Here is a 21,500-nt window from a genome sequence, read left to right as displayed (position 1 = left end):
AACTGCCCAATTGCCTCTACCTCAAACCGCATAAGCCAATACACCCTATGAAAGGATCCTTCAAATGACTTCATCTAAAGTAACTTCTTCACCCTTATCAAGCTCGCTTTCTCGCCGCCGTCTGCTCCAGGCAGGGGCGGGTCTTGCCGTGGCGGGAAGTGGATTTCTGCCCAGCTGGGAAGCACGCGCTCAGAGTTTTAAATCCGCTCCGCTGCATCAGCTTTTGCTGCTGAGCAATGAATGGAACACCATCATCAACGATGCGGCAAAGCGGGCCGCAGCTGTTCTCGGCCTTCCCTATAGTTCGGCGACGTTCAACCTCAACGATGGCACGGCCGTTACGCAGGCGCAGTCCGCCGCTGCGGCAGGTGCAAAACTCTTCCTCATCGTCAGCGCCGACGGGAGCAGTCTGAAGCGGATTGCCCGGACAGCGCAAGAAGGCGGCGGCTATGTGGTCAATGTCGGCAACAACATTCCCTGGACATCTCCGATTGACGCCGGAACCGGCTTTGCGCAGGCAATCGTTGCGCGTGAGGACGGAAATCGCGGCGGTAATATGTATGAAGCCGTCAAATACACCATTGGCCTGGCGGTGAAGAAGTTCGGGCCGGACGCCAAATTCCTGCATATCACCGGTTCGAAGGGTTCATCCTACGACAATCTGCGCACGGCGGCCGTGAAGCGTGCGCTTGCCGAATTTCCCGGTGTAACGATCGCCGGAAGTCTGCCAGGCAATTGGAGCGCCGAGGAAGGGCAGAAAGCGACCGAGGACCTCATCGCCCGCCACGGCGTGCCCAACGGCATTATCGCCCAGAATGATGGATCGCTGACCGGGGTTCTGGCAGCGCTGCGCGGTCTCAAGATCGAGGCCGGTGAGGAAGTGCTCACGGTTGGAGCGGATGGCGCAACCGATATCTTCAGGGCAATCAAGGCCGGAAAAGTCGCGGCCACCGCGTTCCAGTCTCCGGCCTATTACGGTGTCCAGGCTGTCGCCCGGCTCTTCGATGCTCTGAACGGCTATGAGGCGTCCGCCCCGGAAAGGTTCGTGGGGTTCAATGGGCTTCTCGTCACCAAAGACAATGTTGATGGTGTTCTGGCGCGCTACGTGGACAATCCGAACCTGCCCTTCGATCCGAAGCTGCTGTCGCATGTCATCAGCGGCGACAAATGGGACCCTCAGGCGCCGCTCGCCCCGATCAGGTACGACGACTACTTCACTGCCACCGGCATCGAGAAGCCTGCAGATTACCGACCTCAGGCAGACTATGCCAAGTCTATCGAAACGGGCGAGTTCGACGCTGTCACGAAGCGCTACGAGAGCGCCTACAAACTCAAGCTGGACGACTTCAGCTTCAAGGGCATCAAGGCCTGAGAATGTCCATTCTGAGCGTCGAGAGCCTCACCCATTCCTTTGGTCCTTCGCCCGCCCTTCGCGATATAAACCTCGCGATCCGGTCGGGAGAGGTTGTCGGTATCGTTGGGGAAAATGGAGCTGGCAAGTCGACGCTTCTTAACGTGCTTTCCGGCACATTGAAACCATCCAGAGGAACCGTAGCGATCGGCGGCACGCCGGTCGCCCTGGAAAATTATTACGAGGCCAATCAGCGCGGGATCTGGCGGATCTTTCAGGATCCCGCGCTGATCGGGGCCCTGCCTGTCTATGAGAGCCTTTTCCTCGGCCATGAAAAGCGTTTCACGCGCTTTGGGGTGCTGAATAAGGCGAAGATGATTGATATTGCCCGCGACCTCGTGCGTTCCATGGGTATCGCGGTCGACGTCAAGCACCTGATGCTGAACTACGACTTCGCCACCCGGCAATCGCTGGAGGTCTGTCGGGCAATTCTGTTACCGAAAGTGCTGGGGTTGCCCTCCGGTTTCGTACTCTTCGACGAGCCGACAACCGGGCTTAGCCGTGCCGAGGTGGTCCGGCTTCTGGAAAGCATGGGCAGGCTTCGCAGGCAAGGCGCGGGCGTGGCCTTCGTTTCGCATCGCCTGCAGGAAGTTTTCGACGTCTGCGATCGGCTGATCGTCCTGAAGGATGGTGCGATCGTCGGAGAAGGGCCGATTTCTCAGTTCGATGAGGCCGGATTGCACCGGTTGATGGTCGGCCGGGCTTTCGAAAGCACGACGCCGGGCAAGAGGTCGACGCTCAATGAAGAGCCCTTTCTTGTCGTCAAGGGGCTTTCACGTTCCAGCCGACCGTCGGCAGGGCAACGCTTAACGCACCTCACCGACATTTCCTTCAACGTCGGAAAGGGCGAGATCGTCGGTATCGGCGGTCTTCTGGGATCGGGCAAGGGGCAACTTCTGCGCGTTCTGGCGGGCGTAACCTCCCATCGGGACGGCACGGTCGAGCTTGGGGGCATGCCGCTTGCAGGATCTATCGCCCAGCGGAAACAAAAGGGCATCGCATTCATTCCCGGTGATCGGTCGAACGAAGCGGTAGTCGTGACCGCGGATGTCGCATCGAACATTTCTCTGCCGAGCGGTCATGCCGGCGCTCGCGGTTTTTCCAACGCATTCGGCATCTGGCGTTCTGCTCGTGAGCAAAATGTCGCCAGACAGATGATCGTGTCCCTGCGGATCAAGGCCGTTTCAGGTCAACCCCTGCGTACACTGAGCGGTGGCAATCAGCAGAAGGTATCATTGGCGCGCTGGATCCATCGCGAGCCGGTGCTGCTTCTGATAGAGAATCCAACCGCTGGCGTGGATGTGGGAGCCAAGCGTGAAATCTACGCGCTTTTGCGAGATCTTACCGCTCATGGCACCTCGATCCTTTACGTTACAGATGATCTCCCGGAGCTGATCTCGCTCAGCGACCGGATACTGATCATGCGAGATGGTCGGATCGTCAGCGATATCGACAACCGCCAAACGCTCACGACCGAGCACGCCCTTGTCGCCGATATGATTGGTCCCGCCTCGAACGAGAAGACGCCGATTGTTGCGCCTTGAAGAGATTCCTATGATCCCGAAGCAGATTAGTGAAATTGAAGTTCCGCAGGCAACGGGCAAAATAGAAACCTGGAAGGCGCGTGTTGCAACGGCCATCGTTTCGCGCGAACACCGGGCGACCTGGCTGCCAGCATCGGCGCTTCTCATTCTTATTGGCTACTTCGCTTTCCAGCAGCCCGCATTCTTGTCGCCGCTCAACCTGACGGTCATGGGAGCCCAGGCCGGGCCACTGCTCTTGATCTCGCTCGGCGCGACCTTCATCGTGCTAATGGGCAGCATCGACCTCTCCGTTGCTGCTGTCGCAGCGCTCGCCTCCGCGATCAGCGCCGTTCTCCTGCAGAAATTTGGCACGGGTTACACAACGGCCCTCCTCGCCGTGCTCGGTTTCGGCATCGCTGCCGGCCTGCTCAATTCCGTTCTTTCGACAGTCCTGCGGCTGCCGTCGTTCATTGCAACTCTTGCGTCCAGTTCCATCTTTACGGGCATCATGCTGCACGTGCTTGATGGCACTGCCCTGTTCGTCAACGACGACGACTTTTCGATGCTCGCCAACGGGCAGATAATCCCGCGGGTGCCCAACGTCCTTCTCCTTTCGCTGCTGCTTTGGCTCGTGCTGAGCCTGACAACGTCCCATACCCGGTTCGGCCGGTACATCGTCGCGATAGGGGCTGGCGAGCGTGTCGCGAAACTGAGCGGCATCGCTATCAACCGCTACAAGACCTATGCGTTTGTGCTTTCAAGCACACTCGCTGCGATCGGTGGGTTCTTTCTGTTGTCGCGTTTGGGTTCCGCTACCCCCTCAATCGGGGACGGGTATCTTCTCGACACAGTCGCTGCAATCGTCGTTGGCGGCACGGCACTTACAGGCGGGGTCGGCGGCGCACAGCGCACCCTGCTCGGGGTCGCGCTTATCACTATCCTGAGCAACGGCCTGAACGTTTCTGGCGTCAGCACGTTCACCCAGGAAATCGTCAAGGGCGTTGTTATTGTGATTGCCGTGCTCACGACGATCGACCGCGTCAGCCTTCAAGACATCGTGAAATGACGACACAGTGCCCCAAGCAACGGCGATGAGAAAGTTTTTCTCCCCACGCGTGCGAAATTAGATTCGTCTAGTTCGTCTATATTTTAATAGACAATATTAATAGAGAACTGACTTCCGTTTATTCAGTCGCCCCCTCAATATCGACGGAGAATGGCATGACAACGATCGACGGGCTGGCTCGGAGCCAGCGGATTTCCCGTTTGCGCATTCCGGACGAATCCGAACTGCCTGAAGATATTCAGGCTTTAGTTGATCGTCACCACCATGAGAACTGGGTTCGGGCGCTTTCGCTCAATCCTGACACAGCTCGCCGCTTCACCGGTCATTTCGAGCATCTGTTCGCGGCGACGGGCAGGCGGTTGCCGCTACAGGATCGCGAGTTAATCGCCGTGGTTGTCTCAGCGACGAACGGATGTGGCGTTTGCGAGATTCATCACACGCGCGCCTTTGGCGACCTGCTCAATGATCCGGGTTTTGCTCGTCGGGTCGCGCTCGACTACCACCTCGCCGACTTGTCAAAGCGACAGCGGGCTTTAGCTGATTTGGCGGTCAAGGTGACTCTAAGCCCCAAAACTATCTCGCAAGCCGACTTCGAGAAGCTCAGGGATCTTGAGCTTTCCGATGAAGAATTATTGGAGGCTGTTGAAACAGCTTCCTGGTTCAATCACACCAACAGGGTCACTATATCTTTGGGGATCCTTCCGGATGATAAATTCTTCTCATAATAACCGATTTTCCAATAGTCCGTTTAAGACTTAAGGAGGACTAAAGGATCAGTATGGGCACTTATTCCCTTGATACAAAATTGGAGGCAGGCCAACATCTCCTTGATGAAGTCTTGCTTCACACTTTTCAAAGTCGCGCTGCGGATTATGACCGGGAAAACCGCTTCTTTTTTGAGGATCTCGCCGATCTCAAAGCAGTCGGGTACCTACAGGCAGCACTGCCGGTGGAATTCGGGGGCCGGGGGCTGACCCTGTCACAGGTACTGGCCGAACAGGCGCGGCTTTCTTATCATGCACCCGCCACGGCACTGGCAATCAACATGCACCTCTATTGGATCGGTACTGCTGCTTATCTCTGGCGCCGTGGCGATCACTCAACCGACTGGATCCTCGAAGAGGCGGCAGCGGGTCGGATCTTTGCAGCCGGCCATGGCGAGCCAGGCAACGATCTTGGCCTCGCAGGCTCCAACGTGGTGGCCGAACCACTCGCCGACGGTGGCTACCGCTTTCACGGACGGAAGATTTTTACCTCTCTTTCACCCGTCTGGGACTGGCTCGGAATCCATGCACTCGATGCAAGCGATCCAGCCACACCAAAAATTGTCCATGCTTTTATTCGCCGGCAGGATCCCGGGCACCACACACGAGAAACCTGGGATTCGCATGGCGTGCGCGCGACGCGGAGTGATGATACAATCCTGGAGGGAGTGATCGCGGCAAAACCTTATGTAACGCGCGTGCTTCCAGCCGGCCCGCCGAACGATCCTTTTGTTGACGGCATCATTGCTTCGGCTGTTCTTCCGATCGGTGCTGTGTACTACGGCATTGCCAATCGCGCGTTCGACATCGCGGTGGAAACGGCTAAATCCCGCGTTTCTCCGGCACTCTCCGGTCGGACCTATGCCCATCATCCGCAAACACAGGTCGAAATCGCCAAGGCTTCTATAGAACTCGATAGTATTTGGGCTTTTCTCAGCCGCGTAGCGGCGGAATGGACCGAGGGCGTGGATCACGGGCTACTCTGGCCAACCAAATTGCTTGGCGCCAAACAGCACGCTGTCGATGGGGCACTCCGGATCGTTGATCGCGCCAGCAAGGTTGCCGGCGCTAGCTCGTTGCTCCGTCGAAACGAACTGGAGCGGCTGACGCGCGACGTCCGTTCCGGCCCCTTCCATCCGCCGAACAGCGACGCGACCCACGACCTCATTGGCCAGATCCATCTCGGCGTCTTTCCTCCGGCAGCGCAAGCCGCCGAATGACATGGCGATCTTTGCAAGATTCGTTGGCGTGGCGGACTCATTGCTACTCGACGCATCGTGGCGATCGGGGACGTAGTCGCCGCAAAGGGATTTTAACAGCGATCTCGACTTCAACCCCACAATCGGGAGACTTTCCATTATGAGCCAGGCAACAGCGCCCCATTCCGTCACTTCATCTCCCGTATCGACCGGGCAGTTGGAAGAGCCCGTTTCGCGTCTTCGCGTTCCGACAGAGGACGAACTGCCCCAGAAATTGCGCGACATCCATATGAGGATTCGAAAGAAGTTCGGTTTTGTCCCGAATTTCCTGACGGCGCTGTCTGCCAATCCGGGTACCGCTCTGCGTATTATGGCCTTCTATGAGCACCTGTTCGACCAGAGCAACAGCCATCTCAGCGCATCCGAGCGTGAGTTGATCGCAGTCGTGACGTCTGTAGCGACAGGCTGCAGCTATTGCGTGTTCAACCACCGCCCGGCGTTGGCAGCCGCCCTTGGAGATCGTGTGTTGGCGGACCGGATTGCTCGAAACCATAATGATGTGACGTTGGCACCACGCGAGCGAGCGCTGGCCGATTTGGCGCAGAAGCTGGCCGCTACGCCCCATAGTGTGGGCAGTGACGACTTCGCCCGGCTCCGAGCGATTGGCTTCAGCGAACCCGCGATTCTGGAGGTGCTGGAAGTCTCTGCTTTCTTCTCCTACGGCAATCGTTTGACCATAGCATTGAACGTGCTTCCCGACCCTCAGTTCTTCGTTTCGGCTTGAAGGAACACCGTCACATGACTGAGAAATCACCACATTCCGCCTTTGGTGACGGCGCGAAAGCGTATGATGTGCCGGCATTCGGCCTGCAAATCCACACGGTTGAACATGGTTCAGGTGCGCCAATCGTCTTTCTCCACGGCAATCCCACGAGTTCCTATCTGTGGCGCCACATATTCCGCCGTCTCCATGGACACGGTCGGCTATTGGCCGTCGATCTGATCGGGTACGGCCAATCTAGCAAGCCTGATATCGAATACACATTGGAGAATCAGCAGCGTTACGTTGACGCTTGGTTCGACGCCCTCGACCTAAGGAATGTGACGCTGGTTCTGCAGGATTATGGCGCAGCGTTTGGACTAAACTGGGCCAGCCGGAATCCAGACCGCGTCCGAGCCGTGGCCTTTTTCGAGCCAGTGTTACGGAACATTGATTCGGTGGATCTGTCACCGGAATTCGTCACCCGCCGGGCGAAGCTGCGCCAACCGGGCGAAGGTGAAATCTTCGTTCAGCAGGAAAACCGCTTCCTGACTGAGCTTTTCCCCTGGTTTTTCCTTACCCCTTTGGCGCCGGAGGACCTAAGGCAATACCAAACGCCGTTTCCGACGCCGCACTCGCGCAAGGCGATACTCGCAGGACCACGCAATCTTCCTGTGGATGGCGAGCCAGCAAGCACTGTGGCATTCCTGGAACAGGCGGTAAACTGGCTCAATACGAGCGATACTCCCAAGCTACTGCTGACATTCAAACCTGGTTTTCTACTCACCGATGCCATATTGAAGTGGAGTCAGGTTACCATCCGTAATTTGGAAATAGAAGCAGCAGGCGCTGGGATCCATTTCGTACAAGAAGAGCAACCCGAGACGATCGCACGCCTCCTGGATGCATGGCTAACACGCATTGCAGGAAATTAGGCAGAACGTTACCAATCATCCCTAATCAAACAGAAAAGTCATTGCGAACCAGGTCCAGGTCTCGGATCAAAATATTCTCCTTCTGAATTTGGGCGGCACCCACAGACGCTGAACCTGTCAATGTCGAACGACTATCACGACAAACTATCCTCCAGGATCATTGCCGCCCCCTTCTCCCCAATCATGACGGTGGGTCCGTGCGTGTTGGAGGATGGCATTGTCGGCATGACGGACGCATCAACGACTCTCAGTCCGTCAACACCGATCACTCTCAGTCTCGGATCGACGACGCTTGCGGAATCCGTACCCATCTTGCACGTTCCGATGGGATGGTAGGACGTCAGACCGGTTGTTTTTGCCCATTCCAGGATGTCCTGATCGCTCTGCAGACCCGCGAGGTCGTTGTCCCGTGAGACCATAAGATCATCAAAGACCGAATCCGAGGCAATTCTGTTGATGAATCGAAAGGCACCGAGCATCGAGCGGAGATCCTCCTCGTGTGAAAGGTAGTTCGCAACGATCGCCGGCGGCTCCGCGGCGGCGCCCGACCGGATGTGGCTGGAACCCGTCGAATTCGGCCTCAGGACGAACGTCGAGATGCTGAAGCCGGGAAACTCATCCAGACGTCCGCTGATATTTCCGGTATTGTGGGGTGCACTGAAATGCAGCATCTGGATTTTCACGTCCGCCCGTTCGAGGTCCGACCGGGTTCTCACAAATGCATGGGCTGTCGCCCCTATGGTAGATAGGGGACCGCCGCCTCGCGCAAGCCAGCAAAGCATGGCGCGTACCTTCCAGACGTAGCTGTGTTGGACATCATTCAGGGTGCCGCGGAAACGGGTACGAAATCCGACGCGCACATTAAGGTGATCGCGCAGATTTTCTCCGACGCCCGGGAGGTGCACCAGTGGCACGATACCTGCCCGGCCAAGCACCTCACCGTCCCCTATACCCGAAAGCTCAAGCAGCTTCGGGGATTGGACGGTGCCGCAGGATAGAACGACCTCCCGCCGTGCGATGGCACATCTCAGGCCATCAGCCGCGCGATACTCCACCCCGATCGCTCTCTTCCCTTCGAAGAGGATGCGGTTTGCAACAGCGCCTTCGCGAATGGTCAGGTTAGCACACCTGCTGGCGGGCGAGAGATAGGCACGGTCTGTGCCATGACGCAATCCCCGGCGCTGGTTGAACTGGAGATAGCCTGCGCCTTCCGAAATACCCGCATTGTAATCATCCTGCTGTGATACCTGCATGTTACCGCAAGCCTTCAGGAAGGCATCAGAGAGAGGATCTGCTGGACGGTGCCTGGTAACCGTCACAGCCCCGCGCTGCCCTCTGCTCGCCGGATCACCGGGAATGTATGTTTCGCTGCGCTTGAAGAAATCCAGCAGATCGCCATAAGACCAGCCGGTACAGCCTGAGGCAGCCCAGAGGTCATACTCCACCGGGTCTCCCCGTACCCAGAGCATGCCATTGATGAGAGAGGAACCCCCAAGTCCCCTGCCGCGCGGCCAGACAAGTTCCCTGCCATTGAGGCCGGGTTCAGGCAATGTCGTGAAGTTCCAGACTGCATCCTCTTTCGCAAGCGCGAACGGAGTCAATATCGGCAGCCGGAACCGGATGCCGGACTGCTGTCGACCAGCTTCCAGGAGCAGAACCCGCAAGTCCGCACGCTCAGCCAATCTTGCAGCGACGGCAGCGCCAGCGGATCCTCCTCCGACGACGATGAAATCGAATTCATCAGCTTCTACTTGCTTCAAGATTTTCTTCCCACGTGTTGAGAATGAAACTTTACCGGCGTTCCTGTTGAACCGTTTCGCCTCGAACGAGCCAGCGCTGCGTGGATTGAGACCACTTCATCAGTTCCTGTTTTCCTTTGGTCCGGTCTCTGCTTTTCCAGAAAAACGTGTTTCGCTCGATTAACCGGCAAGGAACCCCCCGTCGCAGGGGATGATTGCACCAGTGACATAATCGGAGGCGTCGCTGGCCAGGAAGATCGCCAGGCCCGCCACATCGGCGGGCGATCCCCATCTTCTGGCAGGGATGCGCTCGATGAAGCGGGTGACCACTTCAGGATCGTGGCGCAGCTTTTCAGTCAGGACGGTGACCATAGCGCCGGGCGCTATGGCATTGACCCTTAGTCCTGAAGGTGCCCATTCATTCGACAAGGTCTGAGTGAGCAAGGCGATCCCTCCCTTGCTGGCTGCATAGGCAGCCGCATTGTGGCCTCCCCTCAGACTGCGGATGGAGCCAATGTTTATTATTCGTCCGCGGCCTCGGGGAAGCATCAGCCTGGCTGCATGCCTGCTCAGCGCGAAGGCCGCAGTCAGATTGACCTCGATGATCCTGTCCCACATCTCAAGCTCCATATGGAGCGACGGCGTGTCGTCCCAGATGCCTGCGTTGTTGACAAGGACATCGATCTGGCCCCCCAGTCGCTCCACAGCTTCATCGAATCCGCGCTTCAGGTCGCTGCGGTCGCTAAGATCGGCCGTGACAATCTGCCGGTTATCGGCCGGGAGGTCAGAGCTTTCCCATCCACGGTCGATGCAGACGACATCAGCTCCCACTTCTAAGAAGCCGTCAGCGATAGCGCGCCCGATCCCCCGAGCGCCGCCCGTGATGACGGCCCTCCGACCGGAAAGGTCAAACAGCTTCGAGATGTTGGGGATTTGCGAAGGATATGTCATGACAGGCCCACCATCATGGGATGCGAACGCGGGCCCTGCACGCCGCTTGCAAGTCCGTAATCGACGGACAGGTCTTTAAAGACGTGCGTATCCCGAACATGCTCGGAATTGCGACAGCTATCTTGCCGCCGCTGTCCGGTGGAACCCTGTTCGATATTCATGTCTGGAATGCCCATGACGGCGCGGACGGGCTGATGGGCAGCCCAAGGTTCTCGCGAAGCGTATGTCCACGATAATCGCGATCCACGAGGCCTCGACGACGCAGGATCGGGATGACCTCGTCCACAAACAACTCGAATTCCGCAGGCAATTCATGGGGCATCACCATAAATCCGTCCGTCGCCCCTCCCAGAAACCAGGTTTCTGCCGCATCAGCGATTTGTTCCGGCGTGCCGATAACAAGATGATGGCCGCGGCTTCCGGCCAAGGCGCTGGCCAGTTGCCGGATGGTTAGTGGCGATGTGCTGTCAACCAGGGATGAAATGACCGAAAAGCGGCTCTTGATGCCCTCATACAGATCGATGTTCCCGAGTGTCCGCGGCAGGGGCTCGTCGAAATCGAACGCGGTCAGTTCGATACCGAAACTCTGTAGCCAGCTATGAGAGGCGTGTGGCAGGATCAGGTCGTCAAGCGCCTTCTTCTTGCTGCGGGCCTCTGCCTCGGTGGAGCCGATGACAAAGCTGAGGCCCAGGATAAGACGCACATCATCGGGGTTTCGGCCATGCGTCACGGCGCGGCGCCTAAGGTCATTTCTGAAGTCCCTGCCAGCTTCGAAATTCCATTGGGCGCTAAACACCAGTTCGGCGAAACGGGCCGCGAAATCTCGCCCCGTGGCGGAAGACCCGGCCTGCACCAGAACCGGGCGGCCCTGGACCGGACGGGCAATCGGTGCAACATCGTCGGGGACCGGTGCGCCGTCCCAGTATGCGAGCACCTGTTCTGTGTTGCGCGCGCCCAATTCATAGCGCTCGGCATGGGGGATCGGCTTATCGAGGCCGTAGTTGGCACCGGCCGCTGGCTCGCCCGAGGTCACGATGTTCCAGGCAGCGCGGCCTCCCGTGGCATGGTCGAAGGTCGAAAAGACCCGGGCGATCTCAACCGGATCGGAGAAGATCGCCGAGCCCGTGGCGATGAAACCGAGATTCTCGGTTGCTTGAGCGACCGCAGACAAGAGCGTGACGGGCTCGACTTCCCAACGCGGGCTGTACATGACCGCAGGATTGAAGATGAAAAAGTCGGCCATGAACACGGCGTCGAATCGTCCACGTTCGGCAGTCCGGGCGAGTTGCTGGAAGTAATCGAGACTGTGAATCCGCTCGGGCTGTGCGCGTTCCGTCCGCCAGGCTGCCTCGTGGTGGCCGCACAGCAGGGGATTGACCAGAAGAGCGAGAGGACGGCTGGTCATGCGGAAACTCCATTTCTTCTAAGGGCAAACAGGCTTTCCGGACGAGATAACCCAAGCGTGTCACGCAAATTGCTTCCGCGCGGCTTTGACCATAACCCAATATCTCTCGCTGCCCGCGCGACGGCATCGATCCGTGGCGCTACACGGACAGTTGCTCCATCAACGTCCCCATCGTTGAGCAGTGCATGCATCGACGCGAGATCGTTAGTGTCTGCAACGATACTTAGAAGGGTGGTATTTCCCTCGGCACGAGGTGCGAGGGGCTTGTTCGTGCTCTGACCGGGGACCGGAACGATTTCAATGATGTCCGCCGTGGGCCATGCGCCTTCGGCAAGATCGGCAGCGAGGACCTCTCGAACCAGGACCGGTCGACCTTGAGGGGCGCGTGGTATATCGAGCGGGCCAGCTACCCTATAATATTCCCCGATGTGATCGAGCCGATGAACCTTGCTGATGTCGACATAAATTCCACTCTCCTTGTCGTAAAGGGCGGCATCGTCATCCCAGCTGTCCAGGAGGTGGCTGACGGCATGCACGAACTCCGCGATCCGGGCTTCTTCAGGCTCATCGGCAGTCGAATATGGCTTCCAGCCTGCCCGTCCACTCGAGAGGTGATCAAGAGACGCCAGACGGCGTGCAAAATCATAAGGCAGAGCCGTATCGACGTTCACCGCCGCAACCAGCCCGATCTGCTCGGTCCTGGCCGCCAGCGCGGCCAGGATTGTTGTTGGATCCAGGATGGTTTCCCTGCCCCCGATAGTCAGTGTCGTGAATCCCGCCTTCTCAGCCGTTCGGGCGACCGTAACAAGATCTGCCGTAGTGATTGGGTCTGATATCATCAGCCCAAGCCCGAATACTTGGCGAACGCCCATCAACATACCCTTCTCATTTTGTTGAACGCGTGTTCGTGTTGCTGAGCCAGACCCAAGTTGCGTGAACGTGCGTTTTTGGTCGAAAAATCAAGATCGAAATAGTTCCGGGTCTGATCCTCCGGATGCCGCCAAAGCCTCGGAGCGAGGTCTCGGGCATCCTCTGCCTCGCGTTAGAAATTGAAAAAGGCCTGATCCGCGAAGCTGGAGACTTCGAACGTTTGCCTGATGAAGTGGTTGTCCAGGAGGAACTTCACGGAATCCGCCAGCTCTGCCTGGTCCGCCTCGGTTACGGTCGGTTTCCACTCGAAACGGGAGAAGGCGAGCTCAGTCTGCTTTGGCGTCAGGCCTACTACCGGCGCGAGGACCTGGGCTGAACCGGCCGGATCAGAGCGCAATGCCTCGGCCCCGCGCTTTACCGCCTGCAAATAGGCCTTCAGCACATCCGGATGCTTGGCGGCGAAGCTGCCTAAGGCGACTATCGGGTTGAGGTTACTCTTCAGGCCGGCGCCGTCTCGCAGGGTACGCGAGACACCCTCGCTGTCCAATTTGGTAAGTAGCGGTTCCCACACCAGGACGGCATCGACGTCGCCCTTGGTGAGGGCAATGCCCATGTCCTGCAGGCCAAGATTGAGAAACTCAACGTCGGAAATCTTCAGGCCGGCCTCGGCCAGCACCAGTACCAGCAGCTCATGTACATTGCCGCCGCGCAGGGTAGCGACCTTCTTGCCCTTCAAGTCCTTCACTGTCTTCACCGAACTGTCCTTGAGCACTATCAGCGCCTCAGCCTTGGCCCCCTTGCAGGCGAGGCCCACAAAGCGAGTATCGATGCCATTGGCGAAGGCGATGAGGGAGGGCGTGTCGCCCAGCGCGGCAATGTCGAGAGCGCCCGAGGCGAAGGCCTCGTTCACCGGCGGACCGCCCGCGAACTGGTGCCACTTTATCTCCACGTCCTTCAAGCCGGCCTTGGTAAACTCCTCATCTACCCAACCTTTTTGTTTGGCCAGGAGGATGGCGGAATAAGGCACGAACGGCATGAATCCAATGTTTACGGTCTCCGCTGCAGCGGAACCGGCCCAGAGAAGTGCGGCGGCGACCAAGGCAGTGGCAGTTTTGGCAATGTTTTTTTTTAGCATCTTGGACGACTTTCTTTCAAAATGAGCTAATTGCGGTGGTGGAAAAACTGGGCATGCAACTCATGGCGCAGACGGGCGAAGGCGGGATCGCCGCGGTCGCGCGGATGGGGCAGCTCCACGGTAAACCGCGCCCGTACACGGCCGGGACGATCAGAGAACACCACGATCTCGTCTGCGAGATAGATGGCCTCCTCGATGTCATGAGTGATGAGCACGGTGGTCAGATTGTCAGTATGGCGGATGCGCAGCACCTCGTCCTGCATCTGGAGGCGGGTCAGCGCATCGAGCGCACCGAAGGGCTCGTCCAGCAGCAGTAACTCCGGCTGGTGCGCAAGCGCGCGCGCGATGGCGACGCGCTGCGCCATACCACCGGACAGTTGGTGCGGATAGGACCGCCCAAATCCTTCAAGGCCCACCAGCTTCAACTTCTCAGTCACGACTCGCCGCTGCTCCGCCTTGGGCAAACGGTGGAGACTGAAGGCGATGTTAGCCTCCACCGTCATCCAGGGAACGAGGCGGTGGTCCTGGAACACGATGCCTCGGTCAAGGCCCGGTCCCTTCAGCGGCCGACCGCCCAGCAGCACCGTCCCGCCGAACTGTGGTTCCAAGCCAGCGACGATGCGCAACAGGGTACTCTTGCCGCAGCCGCTTGCACCGATGATGCAGGTGACGCTGCCGTCCCGTACAACGAGATCCACATGGTCCAGAGCACGCACTTCCGACCCGTCAGGCCGACTGAAGCTTTTGGAGACGCCCTGGACCAGCAGCGTATGATCGGTAGCGGCGGGGGGTGTTGCAGGGAATGCGGCAGCGGTCATATCACCCCTCATAACCCGCTAAAGCCGGCGCGCCAGCGCACCAGACGTCGCTCAGCGAAGCGTAAGGCATCGTCGGTCAGCTTGCCAAGGACGCCGAGGGTAATCATTCCCGCAAGCACAACGCTGGCATTCGACATTACGCGGCCGTCCATGATGAGGAATCCGATGCCACTCGAAGCTGCGATCAGCTCGGCTGCCACAACACACATCCAAGACATGGTGATGCCGAGCCTGAGCCCCGACATGATCTGCGGCAGGGCGCCGGGGATCATCACCTGACGGATGAAGTTGAGCCGTGGCACTTCCAGCACCCGAGCTAGTTCCACATAGCGGACATCAGTCTGATGGACAGCGTCAAGAGTGCTTACTAAAATGGGAAAAAAGGCGCCGAGGACGATGATGAAAATTTTGGCCTCCTCCCCAATACCGAACCACAGGATGGACAGCGGGATCCAGGCAATAGGCGGGATGGGTTTTAACACCTGCACCATTAGATCAGCCAGCCGGTTCAAGGGCCCGATGAGCCCCATAACGATGCCAAGCGCGAGGGCGAGCACAGCGGCGATGCCGAACCCTTGGAGCACACGGGCGCTGCTTACCGCCACATGCTCGGCAAGCTCCCCACTCAATGTCATGTTCCATATGGTGCGAACGATGGTTGATGGGGCCGGCAGCAACACGGGTCGCACGGCTCCAAAATCACATGCCACCTGCCAAACGGTGACGAGCGCCACAAGCGGCCCCACTCGAACGGCGAACGCAGAGAGGAGCGCTAACGGGCGATACGACGGAACTGAATGACCAATGGTGGTAGAGACAGCTTGCTTACTCACGATTCCTCCGTCCTCCCGGCTGCCACGACGTTGCGTTTGGCATCCAGGAAATGAGAGCCGAGGGGCGTCTCTCGAATTGAACGCACCAGAATGGACAGACCGTTGGCTGTCATCCAACCTCCTCGTCGCAATTGTAGGATGAACCTCGTTTTCCGCGTGCCTTACGGTATGGACTTGAAACGAGCCTGAGACTGCCAGTCTATAAAATCTATGTATAAAGTCATGAAATCTTGTTCTCTTTTATGGGCGCGAGGAAGCAAAGTGAGTTTCTAAGTCATTCAAATGCAAAATTTTTGCCGCGGGCCATCACGTACTGGCTTTGGGGAGCGGCAGGGCAAAAGTCTCGCGTCGGGGCCGCCGGTACAGTCGTTATGGAAAATGCCGCGATCCTAAAGAATTGGCATCACGTGTTCGAGGAAGAGAGCGCCGTTGGCTCGCATGAAGGGCGGCAGCACGATAAAGTCGTCGCCCCAGAACCAAGAGACGTCGCAGCGCCGGCTTGCTGAAGTTTGAAGGATCGGTACGTGCGCAGGACCGGGTGCAAGCATTAAAGCCGGATCACGCCTCTCAACACGACAATGCCTGTCCCGGAGAGTTCCGGTTCGGGCTTCAGCCGGATATGCAGAATGCTGCGGCGGCCCATCTTGGTACCTTGTTCGATCACCAATTCGTTGTTCCTGAGGTTTCCCGTAGCTGCAAGATACGCCGCCAGCGGGCCAGCGGCGGTTCCGGTCGCCGAATCCTCCCACAGACCAACAGTTGGATTGAAGAACCGGGCGTAGGCAGTGTTCGATGCTCCGGCATCGAACGCATAGACATAACACCCTTCCGCCGCCGTCTTTCTCAGAACGGCGAGCAGCTTGCCGGCATCGGGTCGCGCCTCGTCAACCGTGCCGGCATTGCGAACGCGCACCATCAGATGAGCCGCACCGGTGTCGGCGGGACGTGGCGCCGGTTCTGACAGAATGTCGCCCAGACCGAGGCCAAGAGCGTCGGCGAGAGGCGCGACATCACTGAGCGCGTCCGACAAGCGCAGCGGCGCCTGGAGCATGCGGCCGTGGACGCGGCCGGCGATCAATTCGAGCTCGATCGGAAGAACATCCTGACCGATCTCCTGCTGAAGGGTTCGGGCGGTCGTCAGCGAACCGAGATTTCCATGTTCTCCTAGCCAAAGCCACGCACCGAGGGCGTTGTGGCCCGCACCGAATACTTCCGCGCCGCTGGCGGTGAACGACCGCAGTTTCCAATCGGCACGTGCGCTCCGAAGTATGAAGGTGGTCTCGGCCTGATTGAATTCACCGGCGATCCGCCGCATCGCATCATCGGTAAGGTCGTCGGCGTCCTGCACCACCGCGAGCGGATTGCCGGTCAATGGCGCATCTGCGAAGACATCAATGAGACCTGCGACCAGTTCGACCATTTTTCCTGCTGCCTTGAATGAGTTTATTTTGATAGGGTTTGACGATCAGCACTGTACAGCCGCTTATACAAATAGAAAAAGTCAAATTACTCAGCTTCAAGGTGAACTGGATTCAGCATGAGTCGCTCTCGCTTGCCGCCATTGTCCGCCCTTCGCGCTTTCGAAGCCGCTGCACGGCGGGCGAGTTTCAAGGCGGCGGCTGAAGAACTCTCGGTGACGCCGACGGCCATCAGCCATCAGATCAAGCAACTCGAAGCCCATATGGGCCTGCGCGTCCTGGACCGGTCGCCGAGAGCGGTGACGTTAACGCCGCAGGGCAAGACCCTGTACGAGGCGACGGCCTCTGGTTTCGGCGAAATCGAAAGAGCAGTCACGCGACTGCTGGCAGATACGACCCCGACGACAGTCACCCTCTCATCCACCACTGCTTTTCTCAGCCACTGGCTGGTGCCGCGGATGGACACGCTCCGCCAGGCTGTTCCGATGATCGATCTCCGGCTGCATACTTCGAACTCCGTCGAGGACTTGCGGGCGGGTGGTGTCGAGACTGCAATACGTTACGGGCGTGGTCCCTTCCCCGGCGTGGTCAGTACCTACCTTTGCCGTGACGTGATGACACCCGTTTGTAGCGCACGGCTCGGTCTGTCCCACCTTGATGATCTGCGGCGCGCTATACTGATTCATATCGACGGACGAAACCGGCCCTCGCAGAAACCAGACTGGTTGCGCTGGTGCGCGCAGGCCGGTGTGGCCGACGTCGACACCAGTGTCGGACCCCGCTTTCCCGATAGCATGCTAGCCGTCCAGGCGGCTATCGCGGGACAAGGCGTGGTCATAGCCAGCCGGGTTCTGGTAGCGGATGCGCTTGCTGCGGGCTTGCTGATAGCGCCTTTTTCCGGGGAGCTTGCCGGAGATGCCTATCACTTTGCCTGCGCTATTGGGTTAGAAACAAGAGCTGACATCGTCGCACTTAGGGAGTGGTTTCAGGTATCGCTCGGGCCAATGTGTCATTAACGGACCTCTTTCGGCAGACGTGTCCATGGTCGATATGATGATCGAACTTGGTCCGGATTCTTTTGCGCCAACTCAACGCAATCTGAACGCCGGCAGTGGCGGCAATCTCAATCCGCGGCGCGCCATCATGAGAAAACCGCATATGGAGCTCACGCCACAGGCCTATAAATGGATATTCGATCGGGCTCGAGAAGTCTCTGATGCGGTCTGGCGCGCTCGATCTCACCGATCCGCGCTTCGACCTACCGGCGGTGCAAGACAGCTCCCCGGGTGTGTTTGCGACCGTCCCACAGGTGCCAACGCAGTCTCCAGAGGAGTAGAAAATGGATATACCGCACGTCTCTCGTCAGCCACCTGAGATCGGCAGCCGAGTGAAAATCTACTTTGACCGCACGTCTGGTGATCTCATCATTGAGACCCCTAAAGGCCAGCGCAGCAGGGATTTCATGGGCGTTTGCATCAGCGACGCCGTCTTCGACACCGAGGCCACTGTAAGGGGCAGCACCCGTTGCATCGTGACGGGAACTTTTCTTGCTGTCCCGGGTTCACGTGAGAGCCGCGATATCGAGTCGGAAATCCGCGCGCAGGGCAGATCGCATCTGGAGTTTTACTGGTGGCGAGATAAGACGTGGCCACTCCGCAAAGCGCGCCTGGCGTTCATTACGAAGCCTCATGGTGGCTTCCCGACTTCGATGGTCGTCGACGCAGGAGTCTGACAGGGGGCACCTCGGCGCCGTCTGTAGTCTACAGATCAAAGATTTCGAGGCCTGGAATTGTCATTTGCGCCGTTCCCAGCAATAATCTGGGAAGTCTCGCTGCAAAGGCCTGCCTACCGCTATCGACAATTGCCATTATGCGATGTCGGCCGTCCATGACTGAGATCCAGCCCTCCTCTTTTGAGGTCGGTGACAGCACCGGAAAACCTATTGGTTGGTTGGAACCGATCCGGCGCACCCAATAGTCATATTTCCCTTGCTTGAAATCCACGCCGCCGCCCCCTCTCCTATCGATCGACCAAAACCACGGTGCATAATTTCCGAGGTGCTGATCAAACCCAGCACTCGGCACTTGGACGGTTACATAGTCGTCCAGGTCCGCGAGCGGCACTTTTTCATTTGAGATATAGGTGAGGCCGAGAAGGGTCGTCATGGAGCCAGCATCTCTGATGGAATTATAGGGTTGTAGTAAATCACATGATTTGCTGGTCAGAAGGTGAAACCAACACACCGACATAAAGTCGGCCATTTAACCCTGCGTCCGGAAGCGTCGAAGGGCGCGCGGCGAACGGCGGTCAAGAAGCAGGACCCCGTCAAGGCCGGACGAAACACTTCTATCCTGCCGACCCGCATAGTTCTGCGACCGATCTTCAAGAGCAGAGAAGACCTGGGCGACACGCCTGCGACGCGTTGCTTCAGTCGGGGGCCGCTCTCGTACCAAGGCAAGGATTTCCTTGTCGATACCCAAGAACACACCATCATCGATCTCGCGTCCGACATAACCCGCACCAACCTGATCGGATAGATCAAGTACCGGCTGATCGAGGATAATGGAGTAGGCTCGTGTAATCGCTTCGAAGAGATCAAACGTCACGGTGATGCCGTCACCCTTTGCCGGCGGATCCAGCACTCTGCCCTCTGCACCACCGGCCTTGAACATGAAGAAGTTTGCACAGCGTGTGGTCGGCGCCCGTCCGTTGACCGTGTGAAGCGCCGAAACCTGCCCCAGTGCCTTCGCAACGGTGCTTGCGGCTGGCGCTCGGATGCGACCCTTGCTCTCGAACACATGGCGTTCCCTTCGCTTGATGCCGATAAAATCGGGACGCGATTTTGGAGGAGGAGGCGCTGCGCCAGCTTTCGGCGCGACCGGAGCCGTTGGGGATCCCCATCGACAGGAGGCAAGGCCGGCGACATGCACGAGATACTGCACGCTCATCTGACTCTGAGCATACCAGTGCGTGAACGCCTCGCCGAAAAGGAACGAAACCCCCACCTTCTCCGACTGCTCCAAACTCCGAAAATAGGCCGTCGTGTTCAAGGAGGCATCCAGATAGCCCGTCGCCATCGCGACCAGCATTTTCTCCCGCCAGGGGCCAACGGTGCGGACAGCGGCTCGACGGCTGGGATAGCCGACGGTCAGCAACGAGCGGATGATGTCGGCATGTGTCGCTGGCAACGTTTTCGTGCCATTCAACGCCGTAAATCGCCCAGAGAAGTTTGCGGAAGTGACTGTAACGGACATGCTTATCGCCCGGCCCGGATCGACACCCCGATAAACCGCAGGGCGGCTATCAAGTCGGCTTGACGAACCAGCTCGACCGCCGGAGAGGCGACAAGTTTCGCAGCGACAGCCCGATCGTAGACCGCCACGCAATCTGCCGCCGTGAGGCGTGAGGAATAGAGCAATCCATCGACAGCATAGGATCGAAAGATCGACTCGCTCAGTCTCTGCCCTTCCTGATGTTCCTTGCCCCGGGCTGCGTCCGTGCTGACGCCCAACCTCAGGAGGCCGGTCGTGCGCAGGTCGAGAAGAATGAGAGCATCCGTGGCCGTCACCTCAGTGACCGACCAGTCCTCGATTTCGCTCTCATCCAGCACTCGCTCCTGGGTCCCCTCGAAGCGGTCGCGCACAATCGTCTCCGCAATCGCGGTCGCGAGATCATATGCGGCATAAAGCAGTCGGAACATCTGGTTGGGGCTCGAGAATCGCGATTGGCCGAAACCCATGCCAAGCGGGGTCGACATGTGGGCTACAGGTATAATGCGGACATAAGATTGCGGGAGAAAGGCAAGCGCGAGCTCCCGAACCGTTTGGGGATCAAGTTTCACGATTCAGCTCAACCAAAATCGCGCTCGGCCGCATCCAGAACTTCGTCTAGATTGCCCATTTTGAGATTGTCGAGCGGCGTTCCGCCAATGCTCGGCTTCGGCTGGATCAGCCATTGCCACGCCACACGCGGATTGCGGATGATTTTGGTGACCTGAGGCATGCCCTCGACCGGCCGGCCATCGACAAACTGAGCCAGGGGAAAGACATGCTTTCGCTCGCCCTTGAGCAGACCGACGACAGCTCCGCGCTTGTGCCAGTCGTGCAAGGTCGATCGCTTCGTGCCGAACTTCTTCTCGATATCGCCCGGACCAGCGACCGGACCGGCCCAGTCTTCGATGCGGGTTGGCGTCGCAAATTCGTCGAGCCTGCGGCGCCCTTCCTCCATGTCTACCGATTGCCCCAGACCAGCACCTCGGCTGACCTCCACAGGCTTTTCGACCGATACCTCCGCGAGTACATGACCTGGCTTCGCAGCCAGTTCGGCGACGGCGGCTTCCACAATATGGGCGAGTTCCGTTTCATCGTCGGCAATCCGATGCTGTTGCTCGACAGAAAGGCGCGCTGCCACCGCAGAGACCACGACCATGACCTTGCCAGTCGCTGCAAGCGCCGGCTTTGAAAGGCCTGGATTGTGTCGGGCCAAAACCTTGAGAACATCGGCTACCGCAGCCGGATTGACTTCTAGCTTTGCGCGCATCTGCGATTTACGGGTGACAGCAACCATCTTCGTCTTCCTTCTTGACTACAGCCAAGATAATGCGGATTGTCCGATTTGTCCAGATTGTTGCCCTCAGATTCGGGAGCGGCCAGCACTGAGGCCCTTAGAGATTT

Annotated in this window: 21 protein-coding genes; 9 read left to right on the top strand and 12 right to left on the bottom strand. The window is 58.4% G+C overall.

Features of this window, described 5'->3' with window-relative positions; genetic code table 11:
- Positions 1-64: 64 nt before the first annotated feature.
- The 7 genes from JZX89_RS21600 to JZX89_RS21570 all read left to right on the top strand — a co-directional run bounded on the left by JZX89_RS21600 (position 65) and on the right by JZX89_RS21570 (position 7,658).
- Positions 65-1,372, top strand: coding sequence for a sugar ABC transporter substrate-binding protein (locus JZX89_RS21600; RefSeq protein WP_172694250.1), 1,308 nt, complete (start codon positions 65-67; stop codon positions 1,370-1,372).
- Between the two features lie 2 nt (positions 1,373-1,374).
- On the top strand, positions 1,375-2,955 hold the full coding sequence (locus JZX89_RS21595; RefSeq protein ID WP_233279039.1) for a sugar ABC transporter ATP-binding protein: 1,581 nt from the start codon (positions 1,375-1,377) through the stop codon (positions 2,953-2,955).
- A 10-nt stretch (positions 2,956-2,965) separates the two neighbouring features.
- Positions 2,966-4,000 (top strand): ABC transporter permease, encoded by a 1,035-nt coding sequence (locus tag JZX89_RS21590; RefSeq protein ID WP_010974859.1) that lies wholly within the window; start codon positions 2,966-2,968, stop codon positions 3,998-4,000.
- A 155-nt stretch (positions 4,001-4,155) separates the two neighbouring features.
- The gene (locus JZX89_RS21585) at positions 4,156-4,725 is read left to right on the top strand and encodes a peroxidase-related enzyme (protein ID WP_010974858.1); all 570 of its coding nucleotides are present in this window, start codon (positions 4,156-4,158) and stop codon (positions 4,723-4,725) included.
- A gap of 53 nt (positions 4,726-4,778) precedes the next feature.
- Positions 4,779-5,984: an acyl-CoA dehydrogenase family protein gene (locus JZX89_RS21580; RefSeq protein ID WP_010974857.1), complete on the top strand. Its 1,206-nt coding sequence runs from the start codon at positions 4,779-4,781 to the stop codon at positions 5,982-5,984.
- A gap of 139 nt (positions 5,985-6,123) precedes the next feature.
- The gene (locus tag JZX89_RS21575; protein ID WP_080868248.1) at positions 6,124-6,747 is read left to right on the top strand and encodes a peroxidase-related enzyme; all 624 of its coding nucleotides are present in this window, start codon (positions 6,124-6,126) and stop codon (positions 6,745-6,747) included.
- A gap of 14 nt (positions 6,748-6,761) precedes the next feature.
- Positions 6,762-7,658 (top strand): haloalkane dehalogenase, encoded by an 897-nt coding sequence (locus JZX89_RS21570; protein ID WP_049783284.1) that lies wholly within the window; start codon positions 6,762-6,764, stop codon positions 7,656-7,658.
- 134 nt (positions 7,659-7,792) lie between these two features.
- Here the strand turns inward: JZX89_RS21570 and JZX89_RS21565 are convergent, their stop codons facing one another.
- The 8 genes from JZX89_RS21565 to JZX89_RS21530 all read right to left on the bottom strand — a co-directional run bounded on the left by JZX89_RS21565 (position 7,793) and on the right by JZX89_RS21530 (position 16,829).
- Positions 7,793-9,418, bottom strand: a complete 1,626-nt coding sequence (locus tag JZX89_RS21565) for a GMC family oxidoreductase (RefSeq protein ID WP_010974855.1) — start codon at positions 9,416-9,418, stop codon at positions 7,793-7,795.
- A 159-nt stretch (positions 9,419-9,577) separates the two neighbouring features.
- Positions 9,578-10,348 carry an SDR family NAD(P)-dependent oxidoreductase gene (locus JZX89_RS21560; RefSeq protein WP_010974854.1) on the bottom strand — a complete coding sequence of 257 codons (771 nt, stop codon included), beginning with the start codon at positions 10,346-10,348 and terminating at the stop codon, positions 9,578-9,580.
- Between the two features lie 157 nt (positions 10,349-10,505).
- Positions 10,506-11,753: an LLM class flavin-dependent oxidoreductase gene (locus tag JZX89_RS21555; RefSeq protein ID WP_172691192.1), complete on the bottom strand. Its 1,248-nt coding sequence runs from the start codon at positions 11,751-11,753 to the stop codon at positions 10,506-10,508.
- Positions 11,750-12,631, bottom strand: a complete 882-nt coding sequence (locus JZX89_RS21550) for an LLM class flavin-dependent oxidoreductase (protein ID WP_046033746.1) — start codon at positions 12,629-12,631, stop codon at positions 11,750-11,752. The genes JZX89_RS21555 and JZX89_RS21550 overlap by 4 nt, the downstream gene beginning before the upstream one ends.
- 164 nt (positions 12,632-12,795) lie before the next feature.
- Positions 12,796-13,758, bottom strand: coding sequence for an aliphatic sulfonate ABC transporter substrate-binding protein (locus JZX89_RS21545; RefSeq protein ID WP_010974852.1), 963 nt, complete (start codon positions 13,756-13,758; stop codon positions 12,796-12,798).
- Positions 13,759-13,784: 26 nt separating this feature from the next.
- Complete coding sequence (locus JZX89_RS21540; RefSeq protein WP_010974851.1) at positions 13,785-14,588, bottom strand: ABC transporter ATP-binding protein; 804 nt, start codon at positions 14,586-14,588, stop codon at positions 13,785-13,787.
- The gene (locus JZX89_RS28655) at positions 14,585-15,310 is read right to left on the bottom strand and encodes an ABC transporter permease (RefSeq protein ID WP_233283095.1); all 726 of its coding nucleotides are present in this window, start codon (positions 15,308-15,310) and stop codon (positions 14,585-14,587) included. Before JZX89_RS28655 ends, JZX89_RS21540 begins: the two co-directional genes overlap by 4 nt.
- A gap of 646 nt (positions 15,311-15,956) precedes the next feature.
- Entirely contained in the window at positions 15,957-16,829 is an 873-nt protein-coding gene (locus JZX89_RS21530) for a PhzF family phenazine biosynthesis protein (RefSeq protein ID WP_010974850.1), read from the bottom strand.
- Between the two features lie 117 nt (positions 16,830-16,946).
- Here JZX89_RS21530 and JZX89_RS21525 point away from each other — a divergent pair, with 117 nt between their 5' ends.
- Both JZX89_RS21525 and JZX89_RS21520 read left to right on the top strand, forming a co-directional pair.
- The gene (locus JZX89_RS21525) at positions 16,947-17,843 is read left to right on the top strand and encodes a LysR substrate-binding domain-containing protein (RefSeq protein ID WP_172691193.1); all 897 of its coding nucleotides are present in this window, start codon (positions 16,947-16,949) and stop codon (positions 17,841-17,843) included.
- A gap of 323 nt (positions 17,844-18,166) precedes the next feature.
- Positions 18,167-18,559, top strand: coding sequence for a hypothetical protein (locus JZX89_RS21520; RefSeq protein ID WP_010974848.1), 393 nt, complete (start codon positions 18,167-18,169; stop codon positions 18,557-18,559).
- Between the two features lie 28 nt (positions 18,560-18,587).
- On the opposite strand, the gene JZX89_RS21515 is transcribed toward JZX89_RS21520, so the two are convergent.
- The 4 genes from JZX89_RS21515 to JZX89_RS21500 form a co-directional block, all read right to left on the bottom strand.
- Positions 18,588-19,088, bottom strand: coding sequence for a hypothetical protein (locus JZX89_RS21515; RefSeq protein ID WP_233279037.1), 501 nt, complete (start codon positions 19,086-19,088; stop codon positions 18,588-18,590).
- Complete coding sequence (locus JZX89_RS21510) at positions 19,089-20,081, bottom strand: hypothetical protein (RefSeq protein WP_046033745.1); 993 nt, start codon at positions 20,079-20,081, stop codon at positions 19,089-19,091. It lies immediately after the preceding gene.
- Positions 20,082-20,083: 2 nt separating this feature from the next.
- Positions 20,084-20,584 (bottom strand): RES family NAD+ phosphorylase, encoded by a 501-nt coding sequence (locus JZX89_RS21505; protein ID WP_233279036.1) that lies wholly within the window; start codon positions 20,582-20,584, stop codon positions 20,084-20,086.
- A gap of 92 nt (positions 20,585-20,676) precedes the next feature.
- A complete protein-coding gene (locus tag JZX89_RS21500) occupies positions 20,677-21,393 on the bottom strand; it encodes an antitoxin Xre/MbcA/ParS-like domain-containing protein (protein WP_172691194.1) in 717 nt (238 codons plus the stop codon).
- Positions 21,394-21,500: the final 107 nt, after the last annotated feature.

This window comes from Agrobacterium burrii (assembly GCF_017313405.1).
Taxonomy (GTDB): Bacteria; Pseudomonadota; Alphaproteobacteria; order Rhizobiales; family Rhizobiaceae; genus Agrobacterium; species Agrobacterium burrii.
This window is presented reverse-complemented; position numbering and strand designations above follow the sequence as displayed.

Excerpts from the sequence above, each read along its gene's own strand:
- JZX89_RS21600 (WP_172694250.1), top strand. The coding sequence starts at position 65 with ATGACTTCATCTAAAGTAACTTCTTCACCCTTATCAAGCTCGCTTTCT.
- JZX89_RS21595 (WP_233279039.1), top strand. The coding sequence starts at position 1,375 with ATGTCCATTCTGAGCGTCGAGAGCCTCACCCATTCCTTTGGTCCTTCG.
- JZX89_RS21590 (WP_010974859.1), top strand. The coding sequence starts at position 2,966 with ATGATCCCGAAGCAGATTAGTGAAATTGAAGTTCCGCAGGCAACGGGC.
- JZX89_RS21585 (WP_010974858.1), top strand. The coding sequence starts at position 4,156 with ATGACAACGATCGACGGGCTGGCTCGGAGCCAGCGGATTTCCCGTTTG.
- JZX89_RS21580 (WP_010974857.1), top strand. The coding sequence starts at position 4,779 with ATGGGCACTTATTCCCTTGATACAAAATTGGAGGCAGGCCAACATCTC.
- JZX89_RS21575 (WP_080868248.1), top strand. The coding sequence starts at position 6,124 with ATGAGCCAGGCAACAGCGCCCCATTCCGTCACTTCATCTCCCGTATCG.
- JZX89_RS21570 (WP_049783284.1), top strand. The coding sequence starts at position 6,762 with ATGACTGAGAAATCACCACATTCCGCCTTTGGTGACGGCGCGAAAGCG.
- JZX89_RS21560 (WP_010974854.1), bottom strand. The coding sequence starts at position 10,348 with ATGACATATCCTTCGCAAATCCCCAACATCTCGAAGCTGTTTGACCTT.
- JZX89_RS21555 (WP_172691192.1), bottom strand. The coding sequence starts at position 11,753 with ATGACCAGCCGTCCTCTCGCTCTTCTGGTCAATCCCCTGCTGTGCGGC.
- JZX89_RS21550 (WP_046033746.1), bottom strand. The coding sequence starts at position 12,631 with ATGTTGATGGGCGTTCGCCAAGTATTCGGGCTTGGGCTGATGATATCA.
- JZX89_RS21545 (WP_010974852.1), bottom strand. The coding sequence starts at position 13,758 with ATGCTAAAAAAAAACATTGCCAAAACTGCCACTGCCTTGGTCGCCGCC.
- JZX89_RS21540 (WP_010974851.1), bottom strand. The coding sequence starts at position 14,588 with ATGAGGGGTGATATGACCGCTGCCGCATTCCCTGCAACACCCCCCGCC.
- JZX89_RS21530 (WP_010974850.1), bottom strand. The coding sequence starts at position 16,829 with ATGGTCGAACTGGTCGCAGGTCTCATTGATGTCTTCGCAGATGCGCCA.
- JZX89_RS21525 (WP_172691193.1), top strand. The coding sequence starts at position 16,947 with ATGAGTCGCTCTCGCTTGCCGCCATTGTCCGCCCTTCGCGCTTTCGAA.
- JZX89_RS21520 (WP_010974848.1), top strand. The coding sequence starts at position 18,167 with ATGGATATACCGCACGTCTCTCGTCAGCCACCTGAGATCGGCAGCCGA.
- JZX89_RS21515 (WP_233279037.1), bottom strand. The coding sequence starts at position 19,088 with ATGGCCGACTTTATGTCGGTGTGTTGGTTTCACCTTCTGACCAGCAAA.
- JZX89_RS21510 (WP_046033745.1), bottom strand. The coding sequence starts at position 20,081 with ATGTCCGTTACAGTCACTTCCGCAAACTTCTCTGGGCGATTTACGGCG.
- JZX89_RS21505 (WP_233279036.1), bottom strand. The coding sequence starts at position 20,584 with ATGTCGACCCCGCTTGGCATGGGTTTCGGCCAATCGCGATTCTCGAGC.
- JZX89_RS21500 (WP_172691194.1), bottom strand. The coding sequence starts at position 21,393 with ATGGTTGCTGTCACCCGTAAATCGCAGATGCGCGCAAAGCTAGAAGTC.